Origin of the sequence: Streptomyces incanus (assembly GCF_042656345.1) — a bacterium.
Classification (GTDB): Bacteria; Actinomycetota; Actinomycetes; order Streptomycetales; family Streptomycetaceae; genus Streptomyces; species Streptomyces incanus.
In genome coordinates this window covers 110,503-136,394 of sequence record NZ_JBHSPC010000036.1, presented here as the reverse complement: position 1 = coordinate 136,394, position 25,892 = coordinate 110,503, and the positions used below count along the sequence as shown (strand labels likewise).

28 protein-coding genes and 3 pseudogenes are annotated in these 25,892 nt (G+C 72.4%); 13 read left to right on the top strand and 18 right to left on the bottom strand.

Annotated elements, in window-relative coordinates; all coding sequences use genetic code 11:
* Nucleotides 1-42: 42 nt before the first annotated feature.
* From ACFP2V_RS14145 to ACFP2V_RS14130, 4 genes are all read right to left on the bottom strand, one after another.
* Nucleotides 43-417, bottom strand: coding sequence for a hypothetical protein (locus ACFP2V_RS14145; RefSeq protein WP_381210895.1), 375 nt, complete (start codon nt 415-417; stop codon nt 43-45).
* Nucleotides 418-502: 85 nt separating this feature from the next.
* Complete coding sequence (locus ACFP2V_RS14140) at nt 503-1,024, bottom strand: roadblock/LC7 domain-containing protein (RefSeq protein ID WP_381210892.1); 522 nt, start codon at nt 1,022-1,024, stop codon at nt 503-505.
* A gap of 38 nt (nt 1,025-1,062) precedes the next feature.
* Complete coding sequence (locus ACFP2V_RS14135; protein WP_381210889.1) at nt 1,063-1,842, bottom strand: hypothetical protein; 780 nt, start codon at nt 1,840-1,842, stop codon at nt 1,063-1,065.
* Nucleotides 1,839-2,243 (bottom strand): hypothetical protein, encoded by a 405-nt coding sequence (locus tag ACFP2V_RS14130; protein ID WP_381210886.1) that lies wholly within the window; start codon nt 2,241-2,243, stop codon nt 1,839-1,841. The genes ACFP2V_RS14135 and ACFP2V_RS14130 overlap by 4 nt, the downstream gene beginning before the upstream one ends.
* A 502-nt stretch (nt 2,244-2,745) precedes the next feature.
* Between ACFP2V_RS14130 and ACFP2V_RS14125 the strand changes: the two genes are divergently transcribed.
* Complete coding sequence (locus ACFP2V_RS14125) at nt 2,746-3,948, top strand: hypothetical protein (RefSeq protein WP_381210883.1); 1,203 nt, start codon at nt 2,746-2,748, stop codon at nt 3,946-3,948.
* 82 nt (nt 3,949-4,030) lie between these two features.
* Here the strand turns inward: ACFP2V_RS14125 and ACFP2V_RS14120 are convergent, their stop codons facing one another.
* The gene (locus ACFP2V_RS14120; RefSeq protein WP_381210881.1) at nt 4,031-5,251 is read right to left on the bottom strand and encodes a hypothetical protein; all 1,221 of its coding nucleotides are present in this window, start codon (nt 5,249-5,251) and stop codon (nt 4,031-4,033) included.
* A 321-nt stretch (nt 5,252-5,572) separates the two neighbouring features.
* On the opposite strand from ACFP2V_RS14120, the gene ACFP2V_RS14115 reads away from it, so the two are divergent.
* The 3 genes from ACFP2V_RS14115 (at nt 5,573) to tgmB (ending at nt 7,211) form a co-directional block, all read left to right on the top strand.
* A complete protein-coding gene (locus ACFP2V_RS14115; protein WP_381210878.1) occupies nt 5,573-5,899 on the top strand; it encodes a YkvA family protein in 327 nt (108 codons plus the stop codon).
* A 120-nt stretch (nt 5,900-6,019) separates the two neighbouring features.
* Nucleotides 6,020-6,211, top strand: coding sequence for a putative ATP-grasp-modified RiPP (gene tgmA, locus ACFP2V_RS14110; RefSeq protein ID WP_055593662.1), 192 nt, complete (start codon nt 6,020-6,022; stop codon nt 6,209-6,211).
* A 16-nt stretch (nt 6,212-6,227) separates the two neighbouring features.
* A complete protein-coding gene (tgmB, locus tag ACFP2V_RS14105) occupies nt 6,228-7,211 on the top strand; it encodes an ATP-grasp ribosomal peptide maturase (RefSeq protein ID WP_381210874.1) in 984 nt (327 codons plus the stop codon).
* A 61-nt stretch (nt 7,212-7,272) separates the two neighbouring features.
* Here the strand turns inward: tgmB and ACFP2V_RS14100 are convergent, their stop codons facing one another.
* Nucleotides 7,273-7,491, bottom strand: a complete 219-nt coding sequence (locus ACFP2V_RS14100; RefSeq protein WP_381210871.1) for a hypothetical protein — start codon at nt 7,489-7,491, stop codon at nt 7,273-7,275.
* A gap of 171 nt (nt 7,492-7,662) precedes the next feature.
* Complete coding sequence (locus ACFP2V_RS14095; protein WP_381210868.1) at nt 7,663-8,136, bottom strand: hypothetical protein; 474 nt, start codon at nt 8,134-8,136, stop codon at nt 7,663-7,665.
* A 199-nt stretch (nt 8,137-8,335) separates the two neighbouring features.
* Between ACFP2V_RS14095 and ACFP2V_RS14090 the strand changes: the two genes are divergently transcribed.
* Nucleotides 8,336-9,307, top strand: coding sequence for a GlxA family transcriptional regulator (locus tag ACFP2V_RS14090; protein ID WP_381210865.1), 972 nt, complete (start codon nt 8,336-8,338; stop codon nt 9,305-9,307).
* A gap of 7 nt (nt 9,308-9,314) precedes the next feature.
* Here ACFP2V_RS14090 and ACFP2V_RS14085 read toward each other — a convergent pair whose 3' ends face one another.
* Together ACFP2V_RS14085 and ACFP2V_RS14080 are read right to left on the bottom strand one after the other, a co-directional pair.
* A complete protein-coding gene (locus ACFP2V_RS14085; protein WP_381210862.1) occupies nt 9,315-9,581 on the bottom strand; it encodes a DUF5133 domain-containing protein in 267 nt (88 codons plus the stop codon).
* 136 nt (nt 9,582-9,717) lie between these two features.
* Nucleotides 9,718-10,020, bottom strand: a pseudogene (locus ACFP2V_RS14080) (ATP-binding cassette domain-containing protein); the annotation flags it as partial.
* 449 nt (nt 10,021-10,469) lie between these two features.
* Here ACFP2V_RS14080 and ACFP2V_RS14075 point away from each other — a divergent pair.
* Both ACFP2V_RS14075 and ACFP2V_RS14070 read left to right on the top strand, forming a co-directional pair.
* Nucleotides 10,470-11,675: a glycoside hydrolase family 64 protein gene (locus ACFP2V_RS14075; protein WP_381210859.1), complete on the top strand. Its 1,206-nt coding sequence runs from the start codon at nt 10,470-10,472 to the stop codon at nt 11,673-11,675.
* A gap of 307 nt (nt 11,676-11,982) precedes the next feature.
* Nucleotides 11,983-12,189, top strand: coding sequence for a hypothetical protein (locus ACFP2V_RS14070; RefSeq protein WP_381210856.1), 207 nt, complete (start codon nt 11,983-11,985; stop codon nt 12,187-12,189).
* A gap of 48 nt (nt 12,190-12,237) precedes the next feature.
* Here the strand turns inward: ACFP2V_RS14070 and ACFP2V_RS14065 are convergent, their stop codons facing one another.
* Nucleotides 12,238-13,764 (bottom strand): hypothetical protein, encoded by a 1,527-nt coding sequence (locus tag ACFP2V_RS14065; protein WP_381210996.1) that lies wholly within the window; start codon nt 13,762-13,764, stop codon nt 12,238-12,240.
* 106 nt (nt 13,765-13,870) lie between these two features.
* Nucleotides 13,871-14,622 (bottom strand): annotated as a pseudogene (locus ACFP2V_RS14060) (HAD family hydrolase).
* A 107-nt stretch (nt 14,623-14,729) separates the two neighbouring features.
* Between ACFP2V_RS14060 and ACFP2V_RS14055 the strand changes: the two are divergent.
* From ACFP2V_RS14055 to ACFP2V_RS14045, 3 genes and pseudogenes are all read left to right on the top strand, one after another.
* Nucleotides 14,730-15,386 (top strand): nucleoside/nucleotide kinase family protein, encoded by a 657-nt coding sequence (locus ACFP2V_RS14055; protein WP_381210853.1) that lies wholly within the window; start codon nt 14,730-14,732, stop codon nt 15,384-15,386.
* Between the two features lie 117 nt (nt 15,387-15,503).
* Nucleotides 15,504-15,799, top strand: a pseudogene (locus ACFP2V_RS14050) (MurR/RpiR family transcriptional regulator); the annotation flags it as partial.
* A gap of 354 nt (nt 15,800-16,153) precedes the next feature.
* Complete coding sequence (locus ACFP2V_RS14045; RefSeq protein ID WP_381210850.1) at nt 16,154-16,528, top strand: hypothetical protein; 375 nt, start codon at nt 16,154-16,156, stop codon at nt 16,526-16,528.
* 25 nt (nt 16,529-16,553) lie between these two features.
* Here ACFP2V_RS14045 and ACFP2V_RS14040 read toward each other — a convergent pair whose 3' ends face one another.
* Together ACFP2V_RS14040 and ACFP2V_RS14035 are read right to left on the bottom strand one after the other, a co-directional pair.
* Complete coding sequence (locus tag ACFP2V_RS14040) at nt 16,554-17,342, bottom strand: peptidoglycan-binding domain-containing protein (protein WP_381210848.1); 789 nt, start codon at nt 17,340-17,342, stop codon at nt 16,554-16,556.
* A gap of 73 nt (nt 17,343-17,415) precedes the next feature.
* Nucleotides 17,416-18,255, bottom strand: coding sequence for an ATP-grasp domain-containing protein (locus tag ACFP2V_RS14035; RefSeq protein ID WP_381210845.1), 840 nt, complete (start codon nt 18,253-18,255; stop codon nt 17,416-17,418).
* A 226-nt stretch (nt 18,256-18,481) separates the two neighbouring features.
* Here ACFP2V_RS14035 and ACFP2V_RS14030 point away from each other — a divergent pair, with 226 nt between their 5' ends.
* On the top strand, nt 18,482-18,898 hold the full coding sequence (locus tag ACFP2V_RS14030; RefSeq protein ID WP_381210842.1) for a Zn-ribbon domain-containing OB-fold protein: 417 nt from the start codon (nt 18,482-18,484) through the stop codon (nt 18,896-18,898).
* Nucleotides 18,899-18,962: 64 nt separating this feature from the next.
* On the opposite strand, the gene ACFP2V_RS14025 is transcribed toward ACFP2V_RS14030, so the two are convergent.
* Nucleotides 18,963-19,349: a PPOX class F420-dependent oxidoreductase gene (locus tag ACFP2V_RS14025; RefSeq protein WP_381210839.1), complete on the bottom strand. Its 387-nt coding sequence runs from the start codon at nt 19,347-19,349 to the stop codon at nt 18,963-18,965.
* 227 nt (nt 19,350-19,576) lie between these two features.
* Here ACFP2V_RS14025 and ACFP2V_RS14020 point away from each other — a divergent pair, with 227 nt between their 5' ends.
* Entirely contained in the window at nt 19,577-20,944 is a 1,368-nt protein-coding gene (locus ACFP2V_RS14020; protein ID WP_381210837.1) for a S1 family peptidase, read from the top strand.
* A 244-nt stretch (nt 20,945-21,188) separates the two neighbouring features.
* Here the strand turns inward: ACFP2V_RS14020 and ACFP2V_RS14015 are convergent, their stop codons facing one another.
* Entirely contained in the window at nt 21,189-21,374 is a 186-nt protein-coding gene (locus ACFP2V_RS14015; RefSeq protein ID WP_381210834.1) for a hypothetical protein, read from the bottom strand.
* A gap of 508 nt (nt 21,375-21,882) precedes the next feature.
* On the opposite strand from ACFP2V_RS14015, the gene ACFP2V_RS14010 reads away from it, so the two are divergent.
* Nucleotides 21,883-23,085: a Gfo/Idh/MocA family protein gene (locus ACFP2V_RS14010; RefSeq protein ID WP_381210831.1), complete on the top strand. Its 1,203-nt coding sequence runs from the start codon at nt 21,883-21,885 to the stop codon at nt 23,083-23,085.
* 31 nt (nt 23,086-23,116) lie between these two features.
* Here the strand turns inward: ACFP2V_RS14010 and ACFP2V_RS14005 are convergent, their stop codons facing one another.
* The 3 genes from ACFP2V_RS14005 to ACFP2V_RS13995 all read right to left on the bottom strand — a co-directional run bounded on the left by ACFP2V_RS14005 (nt 23,117) and on the right by ACFP2V_RS13995 (nt 25,892).
* A complete protein-coding gene (locus tag ACFP2V_RS14005) occupies nt 23,117-24,043 on the bottom strand; it encodes an SDR family oxidoreductase (RefSeq protein ID WP_381210828.1) in 927 nt (308 codons plus the stop codon).
* Between the two features lie 134 nt (nt 24,044-24,177).
* Nucleotides 24,178-24,807 (bottom strand): MBL fold metallo-hydrolase, encoded by a 630-nt coding sequence (locus ACFP2V_RS14000; protein WP_381210825.1) that lies wholly within the window; start codon nt 24,805-24,807, stop codon nt 24,178-24,180.
* A complete protein-coding gene (locus ACFP2V_RS13995) occupies nt 24,807-25,892 on the bottom strand; it encodes an S-(hydroxymethyl)mycothiol dehydrogenase (RefSeq protein WP_381210822.1) in 1,086 nt (361 codons plus the stop codon). The genes ACFP2V_RS14000 and ACFP2V_RS13995 overlap by 1 nt, the downstream gene beginning before the upstream one ends.

The following is a 25,892-nucleotide window of genomic DNA, read 5'->3' as shown; positions in this document are numbered from 1 at the left end:
CCCCGCCCGTCGCGGCCCGGACCGGTCCGTGACGGTCCGGCCTCAGACCTCCAGATCGTTCTCGATCCGGCGCAGCTGGTGGCGGGCCATCGCCAGGTTGGAGCGGCTGCTCTCCAGCACCAGGTACAGGAACAGTCCGTTGCCGCCGCGCCCCTTGAGCAGGCGGATCAGGTGGTACTGGCTGCCCAGGGTGATCAGGATGTCCTCGATCTCTTCCTTCAGCCCCAGGAGTTCCATCGTGCGCAGTTTCGAGCGCACGACGTCGGTGTTGCCCGCGGCGGCGACCTCCAGATTGAAGTCCTTGCCGCCGCCGATCGTGCCGAGCGCCATGCCGCTGGTGTAGTCGACGAGTGCGGCGGCCGTGGCGCCGTCGATGGAGCTGAGGCAGTCCTTGAGCGCGGTCTCGGTGTTGGCCATGAGAGGTGTCCTTTCGGTCGTGATGGTTGTTCCGGCCGGCCGCCAGGTCGTGTCACGGGGGCCGGCCGAGGGGAAAAGTCAGGATTCAGCCGCCGGGCTGGGGCCGGGGCTGGTGTGCCGGCCGTTGCGGGGTGCGCACCGGCAGGGTGCCGATCCGGCGGTCGGCGTCCGGGGACGACGGGGCGGCGTGCGCGTCGAGCGCCGCGCGCTCCGCGTGCCTGCCCCCGCCCGGACCGACACGGGTGTCGATCAGATCCGCGATCCGTGCGCCGCTGCGCCGGCCCTCCAGATGCAGCCGGCCCACGTTGACCCGGTCGTCGGCGAGCAGAGTGAGCACCGCGGTGCTTCCGGCGGCGTAGGTCGCCACGTATCCCCGGGTGCCGCGCACCAGCAGTTCGCGGAACTCGCCGCGGGCGGCGGCATCCGTCATCCGGTACGCGACCCCGAGCGCGGCGGCGGTGAGCGCTGCCAGGCCCTCCGGCTCGGTGTCGGGCACATCGTGGGCGAGGACGAGTCCGTCGACGGTGGCCGCGAGCGACCCCGCCAGCCGGGGGATCCGGGTACGGAGCCGACGCAGTTCGTCCAGCACGTCGGTCTCGACGGCCATGAGCAGTCTCCTTTCGGCACGCTGTCGACGCGCGCGGATCACAGGGCCTCCAAGGCGTCCAGGAGCCGTCGCAGCAGTGCCGTGTCGGGCTCGTCCCACGCATCGCCGGATGCGCCGGTACCCGGACGGACGGAGGCGACGGGCGGGGGCGGTGCGGGGGTGATCAGTCCGTCGGCGGCCAGGCGGCGCAGCTCGACGAGGGTGTGGAAGGTGCGGCACGCGAGGGCCGAGGCGATCTGCGTGGCGGTGCTGGCGCCGTCGACCCGGGCGAGTGTCCGGCCGCGGCGGGGCGGCAGGTCCGCCGGGTCGGCACCGGGTACGCGGGTGAGCGGGGCGGTGTCGACGGCGGAGTCGGGCCAGATGCGGTCCAGCAGGTCACGGCGGCGCCGCGACTCGCGCAGCACGCCGGCCACCGGGACGGGGCGGACCGCGCCGAACCAGTGGGCGGCCTCGGGTCTGAAGCGGAGCGCGGCGGTGTCCTGGGCGAGCGCGAAGTACGCGGCGTCGAAGAGCGCGCCCAGGTGGCACAGCTCCAGCGCGCCGGCGGTGAGCCGACCGCTGTCCACGAGCTGGCGGCCGACGCGGTGGCGGGCGCCGGCCCGCTCAACCGCCTCCCACCAGCCGTCGGCGGGGAGCGCGCCGCTGCGGGTGAGCAGATCGCCGAGGTCGGGACTGTGAGCGGATTCGACGTGGACGATGTGCCCCGCCGCCAGGTAGAAGACCCCGGACTCGGTGGAGAGGGCTCCGGTGGCGCGGTCGGCCGCGAGGCTGCCGAGCATGGCGGGCGCCGATCCGTCGGTGGCTGCCGCGGTGGTCATCCGAGCACCAGCCGGTCCGCCATCTCGGCCAGCCGGATGCGGGCCAGGGCCAGGTTGCCTTCGCCCCGGTCGAGCCACAGGTACAGGAACACGGTGCTGTCGAAGGTCGTGATCACGAACCGGAGCAGGTGGTACGCGTCGACGGTGGTGAGGATCAGGTCCTGGACGGGCGGCTCCTTGCCGGACAGAACGGACGCCGTGCCGTCGGCCGGTGCGAGTGTGCCGCTCTCCATGGCGAGACGGGCGAGTTCGGCGGTCTCCGCCGCCGTGGCCTCCGGGTCGTCGCCCGGTGTCTCGCCCACCGCGCCGAGCGCGAGTCCACTGATCCAGTCGACCACCAGTGCCCCTCGCGCACCGGGCAGTCGCATGGCTTCCAGCAGACTCTCATCGATTCCGGGCACGCCGGATCCCCCTCCATCGCACGGCTGTACCGCGAACGTGACGTCGAAGCTACGCTGCGTGCTCGACCGAGGTGGGGGCTTTGGTGTTTTCCCTTGGAATATGCGACATGGACCCCTCGGCGCTGGTAACGTCGGCGCTTTTTGAGGTCCGGCACGACCGCCGGGAGGGGTTTCCTGAACGGCGGGGTGCGGGCAGGGCCTTCCCTGTGCGCATGGTGGACAGGCCCTGCTCGCGGAGCCCCATGGTGGTGACCGGGTACCGTCGTGATCACGAGTGACGGCCCTCCACCACGTGGGCGTTCCGCACACCCCGTACGCGGCACACACATGCGCGCATGGACAGGGGGATGACACCTACGGGGGTGACACGTGACACATGAGGGCCCCGCCACACGGGTAGCGAGAACGAGAAACACCGCCCGGCGATCAACCCGCGTCGGTCCCGCCGTCCGACAGCGACGACAATGGCAGGAAGCACGTGCCCCCGTTCACCCCTGGACCCATGCTCACCTCACGCACAGCCCGCCCTGTGATCCCGCCCTCCGTCTGGCTGACCGCCGGCCGGTACTCCGGGACCTCCGCACATGACGTACTCCGGCGCACCCTGCACCGGCTGGAGGACAGCGGGGACATCGACTCCTTCCTGGAACTGCCCGAAGAGCCGCCCGAAACAGGGCCGGAGCCGCGGCACGACGCGCCGGACCTGGTGTTCCAGGCCCGTGTCCGGGTCGCCGACGCGGTGACCGTGCGCGCCCGGCTGAGTGTCGGACCCGCTGCCGGCGGAGGTCAGCCCTGGGTCCTGGTCGCCGAGGCCGAACAGCCGTGGGACCACATGTGGCCGTCCCCCACCGGCATGTTCTGGCCCATGGACGAACCGGACATGGGCTGGAATCACGACGCGGCCACAGGACTGCGGCTGGGAGAGATCAGTCCGCTCCCCGAGGACGACAAGGCCGTACGGCGGCTGATGCGCGCCTGCGCGCGAAGCGCGAACGGGAACGGGTGGAACATCCACCTCGTCGTCCACGAGGCGATGACCACCGACGACCGCGGCCGGGTGCCGCTCGCGCGCTGGCTGCCGCCGGGCCTGCGGCACCGGGTGGTGGAGCACCGGGCCGCACCGCATCAGCTGCGGGTCGTGAACTGGGCGCTGCGCGACTGTGGCGTCGAGGTGCCGCGCGGCGGTGCGGTGGTCCTGCCCGGCAGCCCGGTCCCGGACGGCTACGACGCCGGGGAGTTCTCGGTGCGCGCGGTCTTCCTGGACGGCACCCGGCCGGCCGACCTCGTCGACGCGGTGACCCGGTTCGCGGCCCTGCCGCGTCCGCTGCCGGTCGGGGCCGAGGCGGCGCTGGCCGCGCTGCGGGAGGACTGGCGTCTGCTGAACCTGGAGGAGGAACTCGCCCGCGAGCGCCGGCTGGTCTCCCTGTACGCCGACGCGCTGGAGGCCATGACCACGTCCCGCGACCTGTACCGGGAGGCCGCCGAGAGCGCCCGCGAGGCGCTGGCCGCGTACCGGGAGGCCGCCGAGGCCCCGGGCGTCCGGGCCCTGCCGCCCGGCACGCGGGCCCCGTCTCCGATGCGGCAGCTGACCCGCACGTTCGAGCGCCTGAGGTTCGGCCCCAGGGCACGCCGTCCGTCGTCCGCCGGGGAGGAGCGCCAGGCCCTGCCCGCCGCCGACGCGCGGTCGGCGCCTTCCGGTCCGTAGGCCGGCCTGTCCGGCGCGATCCGCCGGACAGGTGAGGGCCGGCCCTCCGTCGGGGCGGCACACCGCCCGGGTCGTACGGCGGTCAGTCCGGCGTCCGGGGCGGGCCGGGCGCCGGCCACACCGCCCAGTGTCTGCCGGGGAACGGGGACACCACCCGGACGACCAGGGCCGTCAGCGCCAGGAGCGCGGCGACGACGGCCGCCGCGCCGGCGAGCCACTGCGGGGCGAGTGCGAGGCCGACGGCCCGGGGCAGGGCGGCGGACGGGAAGGTGCCGCCGTAGGCGTGGGCCCCTACCAGGACGGCCGGCAGCACGACCGCCGCCGCCAGTACGAGCACGCCGGGGCGTACGACCAGGAACAGGGCCAGCGCCGTGCAGAGCACCGGCAGGCCGACCGCGAGGGCGTGCGGGACCAGGGAAAGACCGTCGCCCCGGAGCGGGAAGTGGACCACCGCGCACACGGCGAGGGCCACCGCGGCGGACCAGCTCGACCAGGTCATGGACCGGACGAGCTGCACGTGGACCCGGCGGGGATGCCGGGTCCGCCGCCTCGAGTGCAGGGCCGCCGCGCCCCGGGCGCCGCGGTGCAGGAGCGGGAAACCCGCCTCCGGTCTCCCACGGCGCTCGTCGTCCCGTACGTCCCCGCGCTCTTTCCGGCGCCGGTCCCGGTTCCCGTCGGCGCCGCCGACCCCTTTCCGGGTTCCGTACGCGTCACCGGTCCGGTCCCCGTGCTCGTACCAGGACGGTTCGGGCGTGGGGCGGTCGAGGTGATCCGGTGGGGGCTGCGCGGCCAGTCGGTCTATCAGCTCGATCAGTTCCTCGACGGAGCGGCCGGAGGCGGCGGCCCGTAGTGCCTCCTCACGGCAGTGGGGTGCCAGCTGCTCGCTGTGCAGCAGCGCCACCAGCCGGGACACGTCCTCCACCGGGCGGTGCGCCGCCGCGGACCGGATCGCCTCGTCCGCACTGTCGGCGTCGCGGGGCGGCCGGGTCAGCAGGGCGACCAGACGGGCCACGTCCTCCACGGAGCGGCTCACCCCGATGGCGCGCAGGGCGTCGACCACGGCCCGGGTGTGTTCGGGTGAACGGGCCAGTGACGTGATGAGGTCGGCGACCTCGTCCGGGGGGCAGTCCGACACCGCCGCGTACACCAGGTTGCCCACAGGATCGCCGTACTGCTGTCGATCCCGCCCCTCGTCGGGACGTAGGGGCTTTGCCGGGTCCACGTCCAGGCGCAGTCCGCCGGTGCCGTAGACCGTCCCGGCGGTCGGAAGGGGCGCCGGTGGCGGCTCCGGCGCGAGGACCACGTCCGTCCCTCCGGGTATTTCGGAGGCAGTCGAGACGGTCGAGCCGCTCGAGGGCCTCGAAGTGTTCGACGGGGGTGTCGATGCGCAGGTGGTCATGCTCGGCTCCATGAATGAAGACTCAGGCCGCTCCCCACCCCGGACGTACGACGAGCGACGTTACGTGGACCATTACTAAGCGCCCCCGCCCGGCACGGCCACTCGGCTGGGCCATCGGTATGACCTGCGCCACTCCGCCGACTCCCGCGGGTGCCATACCGGAGCCGTTCCCGGGCATCCAGACAGGGAGACCGGTGTCCCGCCGCACCTTGAGGAGGACAGCCCGTGGACACAACCACCGTGGTACTCGTCGTGGCCGCCGTCGCCGCGGCCGCCGTACTGGCCTGTGCCGTGGCCGTCATGGTGCGACTGGTCCGCACCCGGCGCGAGCTGCGGCGCGCCGGTCTGCCCACGGGCCCGCGCTGGGTGTTCTGGGGCGCGGTCCTCTACCTCGTCCTGCCGACCGACCTGCTGCCCGACCCGGTCTATCTGGACGACATCGGCGTGCTGTTGCTCGCGCTGCGCTCCATGCGCGGATCCCTCGGCGCGGGTTCATCCGAAGCGACCTCCCTGCGACCGGATCGTGAACCCGCCGATGACTACGCTCCGTGAGGAAACCAACCACCCGTTCGATTCGTATAAGTCTCTGGAAGCCAAAACAAGTCGGCGGACCAAGCAGCGGTGCACAGCGGGCCACCGCCTGGTCGGCGCAGCACCGACGAGGGAGAGACGATGCAACCGTTCGCGCTCAACTACGCACGTCCGGCACGGGAGTTGGTCGTAAGCACTCCGTATGTTTACGACTCCGGACTGCAGTTGAACGTTCTCGCCGACGGACGAGTGGCGGCCTGCGATCACGCACTGTTGCGAGAGGTGGGCACCACGACGTCGACGGCGGGCTCCAAGACCCACTTCGACGACTGACCGTGGGTCGCAGACGATGACCGTACTGATCCTCACCTGCGAGGAGGATGTGACCGCCGACATGGTGGTCGTGCACCTGCACGGCTTCGGGGTCCCGGTGGTACGCCTCGACCCGGCCGATCTGACTGCCGGTGTCTCGCTCTCGGGTGAATACGTCCACGGCCGCTTTCGCGGCCATCTCTCCGCCGGGGGGCGGCTGGTGAGCATCGGCGGGCTGCGGTCCGTGTGGGTGCGCAGGCCGGGCGCCCCGGCCGGGCGGGCGGCCCAGCCGTCGCCCTGGCTGACCGAGGAGGCCGCTCAAGCTCTCTACGGGATGCTGCGCGGCTCGGACGCCCGCTGGATGAACCATCCGGACGCGGCCCGGCAGGCACGCCACAAGCCGTGGCAGCTCCGGCTGGCGCAGCACTGCGGCCTGCCCGTGCCGGCCACGGTCATCACGACCTTCCCGCGCGCCGCCCGGGAGTTCGCGGAGCGATTCCCGGACCTGGTGGTCAAGCCGGTTTCCGGATCGCATCCGCAGGATCCGCCGCGGGCCGTGCCGACCAGCAGGGTGGCGCCGGACGCCGACTTCGCCGCCGTGGCGTTCGGACCGACACTGCTCCAGCGGCGGATCGCGAAGCGCGCCGACATCCGGCTCACCGCCGTGGGCGAGCGACTGCTGGCCGCCCGCAAGGCCGCGGACCCCGGCGCCGAACCGGCGGAGGTGGATGTGCGTTTCGCGCCACCCGGGGCGCCCTGGGAACCGGTCGACATACTGCCGCGCATCGCGGACTCCGTCCGCACCTATCTACGCAAGGCTGAACTGGCCTACGGGGCCTTCGACTTCGTCGAGGACGCCGACGGGACGTGGTGGTTCCTGGAGTGCAACCAGTCGGGACAGTTCGGGTTCGTCGAGGTGGAGACGGGGCAGCCGATCGCGCGTACCGTCGCCGAGTGGCTGGCCCGGCCCCTTCCCGAGGAGACCGTGGAGGTCGGCAGATCGCCCACCACGACGTGCTGAGGGGCCCGTCACCACGCGGGGGCATGGCGGTACGGGCCCGTCCTCCGGTGCGGTACCCGGATCAGTGTGACCTGGGGCCGGGCAGAAGGGCGGTGCGCTGCCAGCCGTTGCCCGGGGACTGCTGCCGGTCGAGGCCGCCCTGGGAGTACCCGGGGGACTGCAGGGGACCCATGACCAGCTCCAGTTCCCTGTTCACTCGTTCGGCCTCGCTGCGGACCTGTGCGGGCACATCACCGCGCTCCGTGATGAGTCGGTCGTAGATGGGGGATTCCTTGAACACCCTGCAACGTGCCTCTCTGCTTCGTCGGCCCCGGGACGGGGACGCGACTGACGAGTGTAGGCGCCCGGACATCATTCAGGGGGAATTCACCCGTACGACTTGACGCAGGCCGGTACACGAGGGATATTCCCCGCACCCCGGGACGGGACGCACGCGCTGGTGCCGGATCCGTCAGGCGCCCGTGGTCGAACCGGGGCGGACGATCATGAGGACCGTGACCGTCGCCCACAGCAAATTGAACACGCCGGTGAACATGGCCAGTTGCACTGTCGCCCGCCGGTCGACGGACCGGTGCTGGGCCAGTTGCTCGATGAGTTCGTCCTGACGGGGCAGCACGAAGGCGATCAGGACGGCCGCGGCTGCCGCCGTGAGCGCGATGGAGGTGACGAGCCAGCCGTCGCCCAGAACGCCCATGGCGAGCGCGGTGGCCAGCCCGAGCGCGGGTACCGCGACGCCGATGCGGGAGTAGACCCCGCAGATGCGGTGCAGCACCTCGACGGTGGTCACCGCCGCCGCGACGGGCCCGTCGCCCCCGGCGGGGGCGACGCGGCGCGCGGCCGGTGGGAACATGCTCGCCGCGACGGTCACGGGGCCGACGGCGAGGACGGCGGCGAGGACGTGCAGGGACAGCAGAAACTTGGCCACCGGGGCTCTTTCCTTGGCGTGATCAGCGGTGAAGGGCTCACGCTAAGGGCTTTTTGGGCCTCCACCCATGGGCTGGATCGACAGCTTCCAACGGATTCCCGCCGGCCACGCCCCTCTGCCTTTCCTCCGGCCCGACGCACCACTGCCCCGCCCGTGCCGGGCTCTTATGAGTGGCGGGGATCCGCCTATCGTGGCGTTCATGCATTCCGTGGCGATTCTTCTGCTCGACCGGGTCATCCCGTTCGACATGGCGGCACCCATGCAGACCTTCGACTGGACGCGGCTGCCCGACGGCCGCCCCGCCTACCGGGTACGGCCGTGCGCCGAGACACCCGAGGTGGCGGCGGACGGCGGGCTGTTCCTGCGCGTCGACCGCGGACTGGAGACGCTGACGGACGCCGACACGATCATCGTCCCGGGCCGCGCCGAGGGCGCCTCGCCGCTCTCCCCCACCGTCGTCACGGCGCTGCGCCGGGCGGCCGGGGCGGGCACTCGGATCGCCTCGGTGTGCGTGGGCGCGTTCGTGCTGGCGGAGGCGGGGCTGCTGGACGGGCTGCGCGCCACCACGCACTGGGTGGCCGCGGATCGGCTGGCCCGCTCCTTTCCACGCGTCGAGGTGCAGCCGGACGTGCTCTACGTCGACAACGGGCAGATCCTCACCTCGGCCGGTGCCGCCGCCGCGCTGGACATGTGCCTGCACATGGTCCGACAGGACCTCGGCTCGGCGGTGGCCGCGAACACGGCCCGGATGTCCGTCATGCCGTTGGAACGGGAGGGAGGACAGGCCCAGTTCATCGTGCACGAGCACCCGCCCGTGCCCCGCGGGTCGACCTTCGAGCCGTTGTTCGAGTGGATCGAGGACAACCTGACGCACGAGGTGACCCTCGGGGCGATGGCAGCGCGTGCCGGGATGAGCGAGCGCACCTTCGGCCGCCGTTTCCGCGAGCAGACGGGCACCACGCCGGTGCGGTGGCTGCTGCGGGCGCGGGTGCGGCGCGCCCAGTACCTGCTGGAGAACAGCGACTACACGGTCGAGCGGATCGCCCAGCAGTCCGGGTTCGGCTCGCCCACGGCGCTCCGCGAGCGGTTCCGCAAGGTGGTGGGCACCACGCCGTACGCGTACCGGTCGGCGTTCCACGGCCGGCGGCCCGTCGCGGGCACCGACTCGTAGCCGCCGGTCACACGGTCAGGCAGCGGCCGTTCTCGCCGTCCGGGCTTGGGTCCGCGGTCCGGCCGTCGGCCGCGGTCCGCTCCCGGGCGAGCAGCGCGTCCGCGCGGGTGACGGCCTCACGGATGCCGGCCGTTCCCGTCATCACGCAGAGCGTGTACGTGATGTCCTCCAGCTCGCGCGCCGCGACGGGCGAGTGCCGCTCCGCCTGCGCGATCCGCAGCGTCGCGTAACGTGTCAGCAGCTGTCTGACGGTCTTCGGATCCGGTACCAGCACGAAGGCGCCTCTCTCTGGGTGTGCGGCTGCGCCTACCCGCACCGCCGGGAAGTAGTCCATTCCGTTCATTCCGGCCGGCCGGAATGAACGGGACTGGATGAACACCGAACGGGTGGCCTGCCCCACGCCAGTCCGCCTGCCCGCTGTGCAGCTCGGTGTACGCCCCTCCCCGGCGCAGCAGTTCCTCGTGGGTGCCGATCTCCTGGATCCGGCCGTCCGCCATGACCACGATCCGGTCGGCACCGCGCACGGTGGACAGCCGGTGCGCCACGACGAAGGTGGTCCGCCCGTGCAGCAGCCGGGCGAGCGCCTCCTGGACCAGCGCCTCGGAGCGGGTGTCCAGCGCCGAGGTCGCCTCGTCGAGGACGAGCACCTTGGGGTCCCTGATCAGGGCGCGGGCGATGGCGAGGCGCTGGCACTGTCCGCCGGAGGCCGGAGCCCTCCAGGACGGGCGTCCCCGGCAGTGCTCCGCGCCGCGCCGTGCGCGACTGCGCCTTCCGGCCGGTTCCAGGAGGTTCCCGCGGCTTCACCCGAGGGCCGCCGGCGCCACGGTGGGAAGGGAGCGCTCTCCGCCCACCCGGCCCCCTCCGCCCAACCCGGTTTAAGCAGCCCTTAAGAAGCACTTAAGCATGTGTGAGGTTCTCGCGAGCACTGCGAGTAACCCCTGTTCAGGGAAAGTTGAGGGACAAGTCGGACCCGTTGGCGGGGGTGGCTCCGGTCCGTACCATCAGAGCCGGGCGCCGACACCGGCGTACGACTGAGAGCGCTCTCAGCACCATCGGGGAGCGCTCGGGGCCCCGACCCCCGCACCCCCTCCGCACCTTGTCAGGTACCGCTCACCAGAAACAGCTCGCCAGAACCACTCGATCACCTCAGGAGACCCCCCACATGACTCCTCGTCACCAGCGCTCCCTCGGCCGCCGGAAGGTCCTCTTCGCCCTCGGCGGGGCGGCCGTGGCCGTGCCCGCCGCCGCCGCGCTCGCCCCCCACGCCCTCGCGGAGACGTCCCCGGACACGCGGGCCGCGGCGGCCGCCGCGGCCCCTCTCCCGCTGACGGTCGTCAACGACAGTGGCTCCTTCGGCAACGCGAACGTGCACCTCTACATCGTGGGCAACCAGGACGGACGTCAGGTACGGGTCACCCCGGACGGCACCCTGGCCCCGGTCTCCCTGTCGGACAACGGCGCCGACGGCTTCACCGACTACGCGATCAGCCTGGCCGGCGGTGGCGAGACCCGGCTGTCCCTGCCGTACATGTCCGGCCGCATCTACGTGGCCCTCGGCCAGAAGCTCAAGTTCAGGGCCGTCACGGACGGTAACGGCAACGCGGCGCTGCAGTACCCGGCCGGCTGGGTCACCTCGGACCCCAACTACCGTGTGCTGCACGACTGTGCGGAGTTCACCCACAACTCCGCCGGCATGTTCTGCAACACCACGATGGTCGACATGTTCAGCGTGCCGATGAGCATCCGGCTCACCGGCTCCAAGGACCAGTCCACGGGCGTGTTCCGGAACGGGGGCCGCGGGGCCGTGTTCGCCGCGCTCAAGCAGGTGGAGGCGTTCTCACGGCTCGTCGTGGACGACACCCGGATCATCGCTCCGGGACACGGCCTGGACGCGGGTCTGTTCGCCAGGGACTACCTCGCGCCGTACATCGACGAGGTGTGGAGCACCTACACCGGACGTGACCTCAAGGTCACCACCAACGCCGGCATCTTCACCGGCCGGGTGCGTGGCGACCGGTTCACCTTCGACGGACCCGCCCAGATCTCCTTCGGCAGGCCGTCCACCCGGGACGTCCTCTTCTGCGACGGGGCGCTCGCCGCCCCGAACGACGGCACGACCGGCCCGGTCGCCGCCGTGCTCGGCGCCGGCTTCAACCGTTCGACGCTGCTCAGCCACCCCGGCCAGCCGACCACCGATGCCTCGGCCTTCTACCGGACCGAGCTCACCAACCACTACTCCAAGGCCGTGCACACGGCCACGGAGGACGGCAAGGCGTACGGTTTCGCCTTCGACGACGTCGCCGACTTCGCCTCGTACATCCAGGACACGGCCCCCACGGGCGTGCGCCTGACGCTGTCGCCCTTCTGAAGCCTGTCTGAAGGGCCGGAAGACGGACGGCGCCCCTCCCCGCCCGCGGTGTGCCGCGGGCGGGGAGGGGCGCCGTCGAGGACTCCGGGACGGTGGGACGTGACGCCGGCGCACCCGCGAACGTCGCCCTGCCGTCGCGGGCAGGTTTTCCGCGGGCCGGGGAAGGTACTCCTGCGCACAAGGAGCGGCCCCTTCCAAGCGGCGCCCCGTGTTCCGGATGCACTTCGGGCTCCCGCGTTGAATGGTGATACCGGACCCGATGACCGCACCGGGGCCGCTACAGCCATCCGGACCCGAGGAGTCAGAGATGTCGACGTCCCAGCCCGAGGAGTCCCGGCCGCCCGAGGAGCGCACCACCCCGGACGGCCTGCTCCACGCCCGTACCGGCACCGATGTGTCGCCGGAGGATCTCGTCCTTGCCTCCGGCAAGGATCTCACCCCGCAGAATCTCGAATGGGCCAGGCGCAAGCTGGCGGAGGAGGGACCCGCCGCACTGGACAAGCTCCTCCCCTGACCCCTGCCCCCTGCTCCGCCCTTGCCCGGCTCTTCCCGTCCCCGGCCCTCACTCCGGCCCGTCCGTGGCCGCGCCTTTCGGGGCGCCCTGCCCCGGCGTCGGCGCGATCCTGACCTGAAGGTCGCCGATCGTGTGCGGAGGCCAGGCGCGGGCGTAGCCGGGCGGGGTTCCGCCGGGGCCGACGAGCACGGCGACGGGGACGCGGTCCGCGGTGCTCAGTATCTCCGCCACCGTGGTGTTCTCGTTGTTCCCGCCCGTCTCGCCGGAGGAGCAGCCGGTGTAGTAGGCCACGGGGATGGCCTCGTGACCGGCGATCAGGCAGGGCGGGCGGACGCCGAGCCGGTGCAGTTCGCCGGCGGTGCGGGCCCAGTCCCGGCGGCTGTCGGTGTTGCGGTCCACGGTGTGCGTCAGGACGGCCAGCTGTACGGCCAGATGGCCGGCCAGCGCGAGCGCGACCAGGGGCGCCACGGCCGGCCGCCACGTCCCGGCCGGTGTCCTGACCAGGTGCCACAGCGCGTCGGCGACGGGGATCGCGAGCAGCGCGTAGGCGGGCTGGAGGAAGCGGGGCGCCGCGTACCCGATCATGAAGAGGTACGGGAGGGCGGCTGTGGCGGCGCAGGCCAGCGGCAGCGCGGTGCGCAGGGCGCGCCGGGCCCGTACGGCGACCACCAGCGCGAGGACGGCCAGGAGCGGCAGGGCGAACCACCAGAGGGTGACCACCGGATGGGGCATGGTCCCCGTGCACGGGCGGCACAGACCCCGCCCGCCCAGGCTGCGCAGTTGGTCGTCGACGGCGATCTGCAGGCCGAGCCCGCCCTGGACGCGGGAGGCCTCGGCCAGCCGCTCCCCCAGTCCGCCGTACCGGGCGTAGGCCTCGGCCACCCACTCGGCCGCGCCCGCCGCGAGGCCCGCCGTGAGTGCGATCAGAAGGCGGACGTGCCGGCCTGCCAGGGCGAGGACCAGCAGGGGGATCGTCACCCATACGGCGTCGGTGGGCCTCATCAGCGCCATCAGCACGGCGCCCGCCGCGACGCCCCACAGCGCACCGCGCGCCGAGCGGTCCGCGTGGTACCGCAGGAAGCAGCCGACGGCGGCCAGGGCGCCGATCGCGACCCACTGGTTGGGCATGGCCTGGGGGCCGTAGAAGAGGGTCACCCACAAGGACGCGAAGAGGGCGCCGGCGGTGACCAGGACCCGGGTGGGGAACAGGCCGCGCCAGGCGCGCAGCGCCAGGTACAGGCCCAGGCCGGACAGGAGGGCGAGGTAGACGCGCAGCAGTGCGGTGGACTCCGACCAGGAGGCGACGGGCGCCACCAGGAGGGAGACGCCCCGGGCGCGCGGGGCGCTGAAGAAGGCGGCCGGGTGGTGGGAGGCGACCTGGCTGACGTAGACGATCTCGTCCCAGCCGAGTCCCAGCGCCGGACGGACGAGGACGAACTGGGCGACGGTGAAGACGGCGGCCAGGACCGCGAGCGGGGCGGTGCCGTCCGCGGAGCGTGGTGCGCCCGGCGAGGACGTGCGGGCGCGTGCGCGTCGTCGTCCCGCGGTGAGAAGAGCGCTCTTGTCGTCGGCCATCATCCGTCCTCGTCCCGTGTGCCGTCGCTCCTGCCGGTCACTTGCGCGCAAACAGAAACAAATTAACCCGCCGGGCGCGCAGGGGCAGGCGGAACGGCGATCGCGGTCACCGCTCGCCCGGTTCCCGGGGTCCTCCGGTGAGTTCGGCGAGGTCCGTCACGACCCGGTCGGCGCCGTGGGCGTAGAGCGCGGCCGGCCGACGCGGTCCACGCCGACGACGTAGCCGAAGCGGCCGGCGCCGCCCGCGTCCATGCCGGCCGGCGCGTCCTCGAACACGGCGGCCCGGCCGGGCGGGACGCCGAGGTCCCGGGCGGCGGCGAGGAAGGTGCCGGGGCGCGGCTTGCCGGGGAGGTCGCGTTCCGCGGCCTCCACACCGTCCACGCGGGCGTCGAAGGGGTGCTCGGCGCCGGGGGCGCGCAGCACGTCCCGGCAGTCGGCGCAGGCGGAGACGACGGCGGTGCGCAGGCCGTCGGCGCGGGCCGCCTCGATGGAGCGCAGCGTGCCGTCGTAGGCCTCCACTCCGCCGCTGCGGATCCTTTCCGGGAACAGCTCGTTCTTGCGGCGGGCGAGCCCGTGCACGGTCGCGGCGCCGGGCGGATCGTCCGGCGCACCCGGGGGCAGGCCGACACCGCGGGAGGCGAGGAAGGTGCGTACGCCGTCGGTCCGCGGGCGGCCGTCCACGTACTCGACGTAGTCGGCGTCGGTGAACGGCCGGAAGTCCGCGCCGTCCCGCTCGCGCAGGAAGGCGTCGAACGCCTGCTTCCAGGCCGCCTCGTGGACCGCGGCGGTCCTGGAGACGACGCCGTCGAGGTCGCAGAGGCAGGCCGGGATGTTCTCGGGCAGACCCGGATCCGCCATACCGGACATGGTCCCGTGTCGCGGCGGACAGCACGCGGCGAGGGGCGGACGGCGGCGGGACAACCGGCGCCGTCCGGGCGGCGGGCGGGAGTGACACACTCTCCCGTGTGGCGCCGACCTTCGACGATCTCCTCCACCGCGCCCGAGCCCTCGGCCAAGGCGGCCGACGCGCGGTGCTCGGCATCGCGGGCAGCCCCGGGGCCGGGAAGTCCACGCTCGCCGGGGAGTTGGTGCGGGCACTGAACGGCGCCGGGGAGCCGTGGGTCGCGCACGTCCCGATGGACGGCTTCCACCTCGCCGACGCCGAACTGGACCGGCTCGGCCGCCGGGACCGCAAGGGTGCCCCGGACACCTTCGACGCGGCCGGGTACGCGGTCCTGTTGCGGCGGCTGCGCGAGGAGACGTACGGGGACGTCGTGTACGCGCCCGGTTTTGAACGGGTGCTGGAGCAGCCCGTCGCGGGGGCCGTTCCGGTGCCGCCGACGGCCCGGCTGGTAGTGACGGAGGGGAACTATCTGCTGCTGGACACCGGTGCGTGGGCGCGGGTGCGGCCGCAGCTCGACGAGGTGTGGTTCTGCGAGCTGGACGAGGAGGAGCGGGTGCGGCGGCTGGTGGCCCGGCACGTGGAGTTCGGCAAACGTCAGGACGAGGCGATGGCCTGGGTCGTGCGCTCGGACGGGCCCAACGCCGAACTGGTCGCGCGGACCCGGTACCGCGCGGACCTCGTGGTCCCGGCGTCGGCGGTGCCCCGTGTGCGCCGCTGACGGGGCGGGCCGCTCGTGCACCGCCGACGGACGGGTGCGCCGGCGGGCGGGTGCGCTGGCGGGCCGGCCGTTCTTCGTCCGGAGTCATGCGGTATCACCCGTATGGTTCCACCCCTGTTCGCCACGCCGCGGCACGCCCAGGAGCCCCTGACGGCGGTGCGGGGCGCCCGGGCGCCGGAACGAAGGTCGCGCTGATCACCGACCCGGCGCCGGGCCCCCTCCAGGACGAGGCCGACGTCGCCTTCGCCACCGGCACCGGGTCACGCCCGGTGTTCGACTCGTACGCAGTTCCGGGCGTGCTGTGCGCGGCGCCGCTCCAGGCCATGACGGACGCGGATCCGGAGCGGACGCGGGCCCGGCTCGACGAGCACGAGCAGGTCGCCGACCAGCACCAGTTCTTCCTCAGGGACTGAGCCCGCGGGGCCCCCTCCCCGCCGGCGCCCTCAAGTGGACCTTCCGCTTCAAAGCGCGCATGAATGTTTTCATACGCCTTGCAAACCACATGGCATATATAAATACTGCTGACGGATCACGACATGTCCACTCCGGACCGCGATCCGTACCCACCGCGTCATCACCTGCTCCGCCCGGAAAGCCGACGGTCCGCCCCTGCGTAGCCGGACGCCTTCACAGCGGATGTCGCCGGCTCCGACCGGACGCCTGCACGAACGCCCGAACCCGCCGGCTCCTACCCGCTCCGACGGCCGCGCCGGACCAGGGCCGCCCCACCCGTCGCCCACCCCAGCGACGCCGCACACCCGGAAGCGATGATCATGACCGTGACGTCCACGCGCCCCAGTCCGGACTGGCCCTGCCAGGTCAAGGCACCCGGCAGCTACGACTGGGAACGCTCGGCGGCCAAGTGGCTGCGCGAGCTGGTACCGGCGCGCTACGCGAGCTACCCCGCGTTCATCCGGCACCCCGTCCTGCTGGCCCGGCACGCCCAGATCCAGGTCGAGCACGAGATCCGAGTGGCGCGCACCGCCCTGCAGACGGCACGGGCCGACCTGCCCCGGCTCGGCCTGCACGAAGGGGCCATCGAGCATACGATCAAGCTGTACGCGGCCGAGGTCATGCAGTTGCAGCACATCGCGCGCAGCGTGCGCGCGGTCACGCGGGCCCTGGTGGAACCGGGCCGCTGACCGGACGGGACGTGCCGGTCGGGCGTCACCCCGTACGGGACTCCAACGCGCGGCGGGTGTCGTCGCCGTAGACGCCGGTCTCGTCACCCTGGACGCCGTACCAGAGCTGGAACCGGGCGACGGCCGCGGACAGGGTGGCGTCATAGCGGCCGCTGGTGGCGCCGTCCCGGTAGACGTCCGGGATGCGCAGGAGGCGTTCCTGGAGTTCGGCCACCTCGGGGCCCGAGTCGCCCTCGCTGAGGAACCCGGAGGCGGCCGGGGCCCGCTCGGGCGGCACGGCGGGCGCGGTCACGGGCGGGCTCGCGGAGGGGCGGGGGTCCGGCACGGCTCGGTCGTCGGTGTTCTGCCTCAGGAGCAGGACCGCGCCACCGAAACCCAGTACCGCCGCCGCGGCCACGGCGATCGCCACGGCGGCCCGTCGCGTCGCGGGGCTGTGCGTGGGCGGATGCACGGGGGTGTGCGAGGACCGGCTGGGCACCGTGCTGTCGTACGAGGGGCCTCGGGGCGCACGGCGGTTGGGCGGCGTACGCCCGGATGCTGGACTGTGGTGCGTGAAGCTCTCGTACGCGGGGCCGGGCACGGTCGTCGGCGGCCGGGCGGGCGGATCGGGGGCGACCGACGGGAACTCCTGCGTCTCGTCCTCCGGACCGGTCGCCGGCCGGGGCAGGGTGACGGACTCGTAGCCCTCGTGCTCCTCCCGTTCGAACTCCTTGAACAGTTCGGCGAGCGCGTCCGTGCGGCGCGGGCGCAGGACGCGGACGGGCTCGAGGGGCGGGCCGTCGTGCGGCTGCCCGGGGTCGGACGGCGTCGGCACGCTGCTCTCCTTCCGCTGCGCACGAGGGCGGAGCCGCCCACATGAAGAGATACGCGCCCAGCGCGGCGGAGGTTCAGCCGGCGGCGCGCAGAAAGCGGTGCAGGGAAGCCGTCATGGCGGACACGAAGGACTCCCGGGACGCCGCGTCCAGGGCGTCGAGGGACAAGTACGGGTTCAGGTCCTCCAACTCGACCAACAGCAGTTCGCCGTCCGGGGCGCGGCAGGCGTCGACCCGCTGGATGCCGTGGTCGAGGGTGTTCCAGTCGACGAAGCCCCGGGCGAACTCCAGGTCACGTGGGGTGGCTTCGTACGGCTCCAGGTGCCAGCGCCGGCCGGGGTCCGGGGCGTACAGGGCGTACTGGATGTCGTGGTCGACGAAATAGAAGGAGACCTCGTACGCGAAGTCGATGTGCGGCTGCACCAGGACGCTGCCGTCGATGAACTCCCGCACGGTGTCCCCGGCGACGACGCGCAGCCCCATCGAGTCGGCGCCGAGCCTGGGTTTGACCACGTACCGGTCCGCCGCGGGCAGCAGTTGCAGGTCCTCGGCGCGGTCGACGGTGGGGATCACCGGCCGCCCGGCGGCGCTCAGCTCGAGCAGGTACTGCTTGCCGGCCATGTCGCCCCGGCCGGTGAGTGGGTTGTAGACCGGTTTCCCGGCCTCCGTGGCCCGCCGGCGGAAGGTTTCGTAGGCGTCCGGGTACGTCAGCACCGGGCCGCTGTTGCGGACGACCACGGCGTCGAAGCCGTCCAGCAGCGCGGCGGCGTCCCGTGGATGGCAGAGCGCCAGGTCGAAGTCGGCGCGCAGCCGGGAGGTGAGGTGGATGTCCTCGTCGCCGTAGCGGCGCCCGCGGGCCGGGTACGTCAGGTCGGTGACGTACAGGAGGCGGGGACGGGGGCGGGCGGGCGCCATGCGGAGCTCCTCGGGAGACGACAGCGACCTGATCATATGAACGATCCGCAGGTATCGAAACAGCACAGGAACGCGGCGGACGCAAAGAAGTGATACGGAGTGCCTTTACGAGTGGCACTGAGTGCCATACGCTGTCGCTGTGCACGGTGGCATACGACACACCGAGCACGTGCGTGCCGGGCACCGTGCACGCGGGATGGCGGCCGAGTGCAGGGAGTTGACCAGCGTGTACCACCACTCAGGAAGCGTGGCTCAGCAGGCAGCCGGCACCACGACGCGGCTGCTCGAACCCCAGGGCGCGAACAGCTCGGAGGCCATGACCTTCCAGCGGTGCACCTGGTGCGGCACCGCGATGTACCACCGGCTGCTGTGCCCCGTCTGTCAGGGCAGCGACCTGCGCACGGAGCACAGCGCGGGCGTCGGCACGGTCCGCCACTCCACGACGCTGCACCGCAATACACCGGCCGCCCGGAACATGTCCCTGATCGAGATGGCCGAGGGCTTCGTCGTCCGCGGCAGGGTCATGGGCCCGCCCATCGGCATCCACAGCGGGGACCGGGTACGGCTGTCCACGGCCAAGGACCCGGTGCGCGGCGAGCCGGTCTTCCAGCTCGTCGACGAGCCCTACCGCGCCTGGACCTGACCGCCCGCCCAAAACCGGTCCGGGCGGCAGGAGTTCAGCTGGCCGAAGTCCGGGCGGCCGAAGTTCAGTCGGCCGGTGTGACGCGGATACCGACGGTGCCGTCACGGCCCCGGCGCAGCCGGCTGCCGAGCAGCGTCAGCCGGCCCGGCAGACCGTACTTGCGGGCGATCAGCTCGCGGTAGCGGGCGGTGGTGGCCACATCGCAGATCTCCGCGGCGGCCGGGACCTGGCCGCCGGTCGGACGGCCGCGCACGTCGCAGGGGCCGACCAGGACATCGGCGCGGGCCCGGATCCGCTTGACCTTCCAGGAGTCGGCGGCGGTCCAGACCCCGAGCGCGTTCCCGTCCCGCACCACCCACACCGGGGTGGCCACCGGCGTGCCGTTCCGCCGGTAGCTGGTGACCAGCAGGTACTTTCCCGCTCCGAGCCGTTCGAGCAACGCGTCGTCCATACCCGGCAGTCTAGTGTTCGGCCACCACCTCCTGCTCGCGCCGGACGCCGCCCTGTCCGCGCGCCGGGCCTCTCGACACCGATCGGCGCGCAGGCCGACGCTTTCCGTACATCGGATCGCTCCGGCGGTGAACACGGCGGGGCCCGCGTCCGTATGGACTGAGGGCACTCGACTCAGGGGAGGCCCCGCGGTGTTCGCACCGCGCTGTTCTGGTTCGGGAGTCACGCATGAGGCACGCACGACGACGGGTCGTCCGGCGAGTGACACGGCTGGCGGCCGTCGGCGGACTCCTCCTCGGAGCGACGATGGTGACCCGCGCCGTCGCGGCTGAACCCCCGGCGCCGGACCCGGTTCCGTACGCCGCGGCCGAGGAGGGCACCGGCCCCGGCTCCGCACTCGTGTCGCGGCTCGGCGCCTCCCGTACGGCGGGCAGCTGGCTCGGCGAGGACGGCCGGACGGTCGTCGCGGTCACCGACGAGAAGGCTGCTGCCGAGGTGCGGGAGGCCGGCGCCGACCCGAAGTTGGTGCGCCACAGCATGCGCGACCTGAAGTCGGCCACGAAGACGCTGGATTCGGCTCCGCGCGTGCCGGGGACGGCCTGGGCCATGGATTACCGGTCCAACGAGGTGGTGGTCCGCGGCGACAGCACGGTCTCCGCGAACGACTGGTCCGACCTGACCCAAGTGGCGGAAGGGGCCGGGGGTTTCGTCCGCATGGAGCGCACCGAGGGCACCTTCACCACGCGGATCAACGGGGCGGAGCCCATCCTGTCGACCGCCGGGCGCTGTTCCGCGGGCTTCAACGTGACCGACGGCAAGAGTGAGTTCATCCTCACGGCCGGGCACTGCGGGCCGGACGGGTCGGTCTGGTTCGCCGACGACGGGGGCAGGAAGAAGGTCGGCACCACGGTCGGCGGCAGCTTCCCCGGCGACGACTACTCCCTGATCGAGTACGACGGCGGCCGGGCCGGCGAAGGCGCCGGTGTCGTGTCGGTCGGCAACGGCCAGGGCATACGGATCACCGGCGTGGGCGACCCCACCGTCGGCCAGCGGGTATTCCGCAGCGGCAGCACGAGTGGGCTGCGCGACGGGGAGGTGACGGCGCTCAACGCGACGGTGAACTATCCGGAGGGCACGGTCAGCGGCCTCATCGAGACCAATGTGTGCGCCGAACCCGGTGACAGCGGCGGCCCGATGTTCTCCGAGGGCATCGCGCTCGGTGTGACGTCGGGCGGCAGCGGCGACTGCCGGCAGGCGAGCGGTACGACGTTCTTCCAGCCGGTCACCAAGGCGCTGGCACAGCTGAAGGTGGACCTCCTCGTGGCCCCGAAGGCCCAGGGCGGCGCGGACACGGCCGCCCCCGCTCCGTCGGCTTCGGCGGGTGCGGCGGCGGCCCGGGACGCCGCGTCACCGGGTTCCCCGGCGGCGGGGATCGGCGCGTCGACGCTGCTGTCCCGCCTGACCGACCCGCGAAACGTGGGACCCGGGATGCTGGTCATCGGGGGCAGTCTGATGGCCCTCGTGGCGACCCGCTGGATCCGCGCGGAGCAGGACCGCAAGGCGTACCAGCGGTACTACTCGGCGACATGGGGCTGAGCCGGGTACGGGTACCTGCGCCGGTGCCGGTACCCGTACGTGGGCACCGGCGCCAGGGCGTCGATGAGGATGCTCACCCGTGAGACGGGCAACCCGGGCCACGAGGACGGCATATGCGCCCCGGGCCGGAGAGCCGGACCGGCGATGCGGCCGGGACCAGACCCCGAGCCAAGGCCGAGGCAGGCGACAGAGCAAGCGGGGGGAGGCCGGCGAGGATGACGGACGGCGGGGCCTGTACGGCGCCTCAGGCCGCCTCGGCCCGCTCCGGGAGGGCCTCGGCCCACTCCTGGACGAGACGCTGGTACTCCGCGCGCTGCTCGCCGCTCAGTGTCCCGCCCGACCGGAGCCACAGGGCCCGGATCTCCTCGTTGACCTCGGCAGCCGATCGCTCGGGTGAAGGTTCAAGAGTGGTGGACATGTTGTGAAGCATAGGGCCACCGGCGTGAAAGCCGTGTGAGCAATCACGAGCCATTCGAACATATCGGACAGTGTCGCTGATCACGTCCATCTGCCATGGAACGTGGGCGAGTTCACCTTCACGGGTCTCCGAAGGGCCACCCTCCCGGCCTCCCCCGCCGCTTCCCGCCCCTCCCCGACCGGCACGGCCGGTGGGGGGGCGGTGGGCGCGAGAACCCGCGTGGCATGCAGGCCTGGCGGAGTCTCACGACGACATGCGCGAACCGTCCGGTGTCGGACAAGTGCCACCGAACAACGGGCCGTTACGGCATCGTGTTCCCTGACCCTCCGAAGGGCACCGAGACCGCGGTCGCCGCCCACGGGAAGACGGGAAGAAGGGCGTCGAGTTCACGGCCTCCACCCGGCCGGTCGCCGACCGAAAGGACTTCCCGGCGTTCAGCTCCCCGATCACCCACCGCGCGGCCGACGTGTGTACGTCGCAGATCGGCCTCGTTCTCTCCCAGTGAAAGGGCACGCATTCCATGACGTTCTCGCTCGGCATCGTCGGCGCCGGCCAGTTCTCCGGCCAGTTCGCCACCCTGTTCCAGGCGCACCCCGGCGTCGGTGACATCCACGTCACCGATCTGCTGCCCGAGCGGTCCCAGCAGCTCGCCGCCGCGCAGGGACTCGCCGGAACCTTCCCGTCGTACGAGGCCATGCTGGAGTCGCCGGAGATCGACGCGGTCGCGCTCTTCACCCAGCGCTGGACCCACGGCCCCCTGGTGCTCCAGGGTCTCGACGCGGGCAAGCACGTGTACTCGGCGGTCCCCATGGCGATCCGTACGGAGGAGATCGCGGCGATCATCGACGCGGTCGAGGCGACCGGTCTGACGTACATGATGGGTGAGACCAGCCAGTACCACCCGGCAACGGTCCACGCCCGCGACCGGATCGCCGAAGGCGCCTTCGGGCGGCTGTTCTACGCCGAGGGCGACTACGTCCACGACATGGACCTCGGCTTCTACGAGGCGTACCGGTACAGCGGCGGCGACAACTGGAAGGCCACCGCCAGCTATCCCCCGATGCTGTACCCGACACACGCGGTGGGCGGGGTGCTGGGTGCCTGGCGGACACACGCGGTCGGCGTCTCCGCGATCGGCGTCAGGGACGAACGTGGGGACGGCGTCTTCGACAGGGAGATCAGCCGGTTCGACAACGACTTCTCCAACGCCACGGCCCTGTTCGAGGTGGCGGGCGGCGGCGCGTTCCGCACGAACGAGTTCCGGCGGGTCGGCTATCCCTCGCACATCAGGGAATCGCGGTTCCGGTTCTTCGGTACGGAGGCGAGCATGGAGCAGCTCGCCACGGTCGCGCTGTGGCAGGACAAGAGCGGCGTCCAGGACATCAGCGAGCTGCTGCAGCCCAAGGAGACCCTGTCCCCGGACGACCCGTCCCTCCAGCACGTGGCGCCGGAGCTGCGCTCCGCCTTCACCTCGGGATCGGCGGCGGTGCACGACCGGTCCCGGCTCCCTCGCGAGTTCGACCTGCTGCCCAACGGCCACGAGGGCAGCCACCACTACCTCGTGGACGACTTCGTGACCGCCGTGAGCACCCGCACCCTGCCCTCGGTGAACGCGTGGGTCGCCGCCCGCTACACCCTGCCCGGCATCGTCGCCCACCAGTCGGCGCTGCAGGGCGGCACCAGGCTGGAGATCCCGGACTTCGGGGACCCGCCACAGAGGTGACCGCCGGTCACCACGGCAGGGCGGCGGACCGTCAGCGGTACCCCGTGACGTCCGCCGGCTTGCCCGGGTCCTGGACCTCGACGAGGTAGCGCCAGGCGTCCGGGCGGCTGCCGTCGAGGTCGGTGAAGCCGTACTCCCGGGCGAGGCCGCCGCTGGAGAGGGAGGTGCCGTTGAAGCGGGACACCCGCGGATCGGCGGCGAGCGCGGCGACGGCCCGGCCCACGTAGCGCGGGGTCTCCGAGATGGCGAAGTGGGGGACGCGGGTCAGGGCGTCCCGCCAGTTGTCCTCCCTCACCCCGAACTCGTCGAGCATGATCTCCGAACGGAGCCAGCCCGGGGTGAGCGCGAGGGCCGTGGCGCCGCGCGGGCCGAGTTCGTGGCCGAGGGCGAAGGCCATGCGCAGGACGGACGTCTTGGCGAGGTCGTAGAAGAAGGAGACGCGGTAGGTGTCGCGGTTGTAGTCCGCGGTGCCGTCGGTGACCTCGACGACCAGGCCGCCGGGGTGGCGCAGCAGCAGCGGCAGGGCGTGGTGGCTGGTGACGGCGTGCGTGTCCACCGCGAGCCGGAGCAGGCGCAGCCCCTTGTCGAGGTCGTGCTCCCAGACGGGAGCGTCCCACTCGAAGAGCTTCTCGCCGCCCCAGATGTCGTTGACGAGGACGTCCAGGCGGCCCTGCTCGTCGGCGATGCGGTCGACGAGGGCCTTGACCTGGGCGGGGTCCAGGTGGTCGGTGGGGACGGCGATGCCCCGGCCGCCGGCCTCGGTGACCAGGTCGGCGGTGTCCTCGATGGTCTCGGGGCGGTCGTACTCGGAGCGCTCGGCGCGGGTGCTGCGTCCGGTGACGTAGACGGTGGCGCCCGCCGCGCCCAGTTCGACGGCGATGCCGCGTCCGGCTCCCCGGGTCGCTCCCGCGACCAGTGCGACCCTGTTCTGCGACGACCCGGTGGTCGACTCCGGCATGCCCGGCCTCCCGTCACGCGTGACAGCGATCTGCTGTCGCTACGAGAGTGACGGGTAAGCCGGACATCCTCTGTCACCTTTTCCCGGGAGTCGCCCCGGTCGGACACGGCCGGGGCGAATTCACCGGAGCGGCCTCAGTGGCCGCGGGCGATCCACTCCTCCAGGTGCGGGGCCTCCGCGCCGATGGTGGTCGAGTCGCCGTGGCCGGTGCGGACCGTCGTCTCCGGCGGAAGCGTGAGCAGCCGCTCCCGGATCGAGGCGACGATCGTCGGGAAGTGGGAGAACGAACGGCCGGTGGCACCGGGACCGCCCTGGAACAGGGTGTCGCCGGTGAACACGGTGGCGAGCCCGGGGTCGTACAGGCAGACCGCGCCGGGCGCGTGCCCCGGCGTGTGCAGCACCGTGAGGTCGGCGCCGGCCGCCTCGATCACCTGGCCGTCGACCAGCCAGGAGTCGGGGTCGCGGTCCGGGTGGGTCTGCTTCCACAGCGGCAGGTCGTCGTGGTGCAGCCAGATGGTGGCCCCGGTGCGGTCGGCGAGGGCCGGCGCGGCGTCGATGTGGTCGTTGTGGGCGTGGGTGCACACGATCGCCTTCAGGCGGCGGTCGCCCACGGCCTCGGCGATGGCGTCGGCGTCGTGGGCCGCGTCGATGACGATCACCTCGTGGTCGTCGCCGACGATCCACACGTTGTTGTCGACGTCCCAGGTGCCGCCGTCGAGGCTGAACTGCCCCGAGGTGACGAGGTGTTCGATGCGGGTGGTCATCAGAGCACCACCACCGAGCGCAGCACGTCGCCGTGGTGCATCCGCTCGAAGGCCTTCTCGACCTCGTCGAGCCCGATCGTCTCGGTGACGAACGCTCCGAGGTCCAGGCGCCCTTGCTGGTGCAGGTCGATCAGCATGGGGAAGTCGCGCGAGGGCAGGCAGTCGCCGTACCAGGACGACTTCAGGGAGCCGCCGCGTCCGAACACGTCGAGGAGCGGCAGTTCGAGCTTCATCTCCGGGGTGGGCACGCCGACGAGGACGACGGTGCCCGCCAGGTCACGGGCGTAGAAGGCCTGTTCGTACGTCTCGGGGCGGCCCACGGCCTCGATGACGACGTCGGCGCCGAAGCCGCCGGTGAGTTCGCGGATCGCCTCGACCGGGTCGGCCGTACGGGAGTTGACGGTGTGGGTGGCGCCCATGGAGCGGGCGGTCTCCAGCTTGCGGTCGTCGATGTCGACGGCGATGATCCGCGCCGCTCCGGCGAGCCGGGAGCCGGCGATGGCCGCGTCGCCGACGCCGCCGCAGCCGATGACCGCGACGGAGTCGCCCCGGCCGACGTTGCCGGTGTTGATCGCGGCGCCGATGCCCGCCATGACACCGCAGCCGAGCAGTCCGGCGACCTGCGGGGAGACGGCGGGGTCGACCTTGGTGCACTGTCCGGCCGCGACGAGCGTCTTCTCGGCGAAGGCTCCGATGCCCAGAGCCGGAGAGAGTTCGGTCCCGTCGGTGAGGGTCATCCGCTGCTTCGCGTTGTGCGTGTCGAAGCAGTACCAGGGGCGTCCGCGCCGACAGGCGCGGCACGTCCCGCACACCGCGCGCCAGTTGAGAACGACGAAGTCACCAGGGGCGACGTCGGTGACGTCGTCGCCCACCGACTCCACGACACCCGCGGCCTCGTGGCCGAGGAGGAAGGGGAAGTCGTCGTTGATGCCACCCTGCTTGTAGTGCAGGTCGGTGTGGCACACCCCGCAGGCCTGGATGCGGACGACCGCCTCCCCCGGCCCCGGGTCGGGTACGACGATCGTCTCGATGCGTACCGGCTCGTCCTTGCCCGGTGCGATCACGCCGCGCACTTCCTGCGCCAT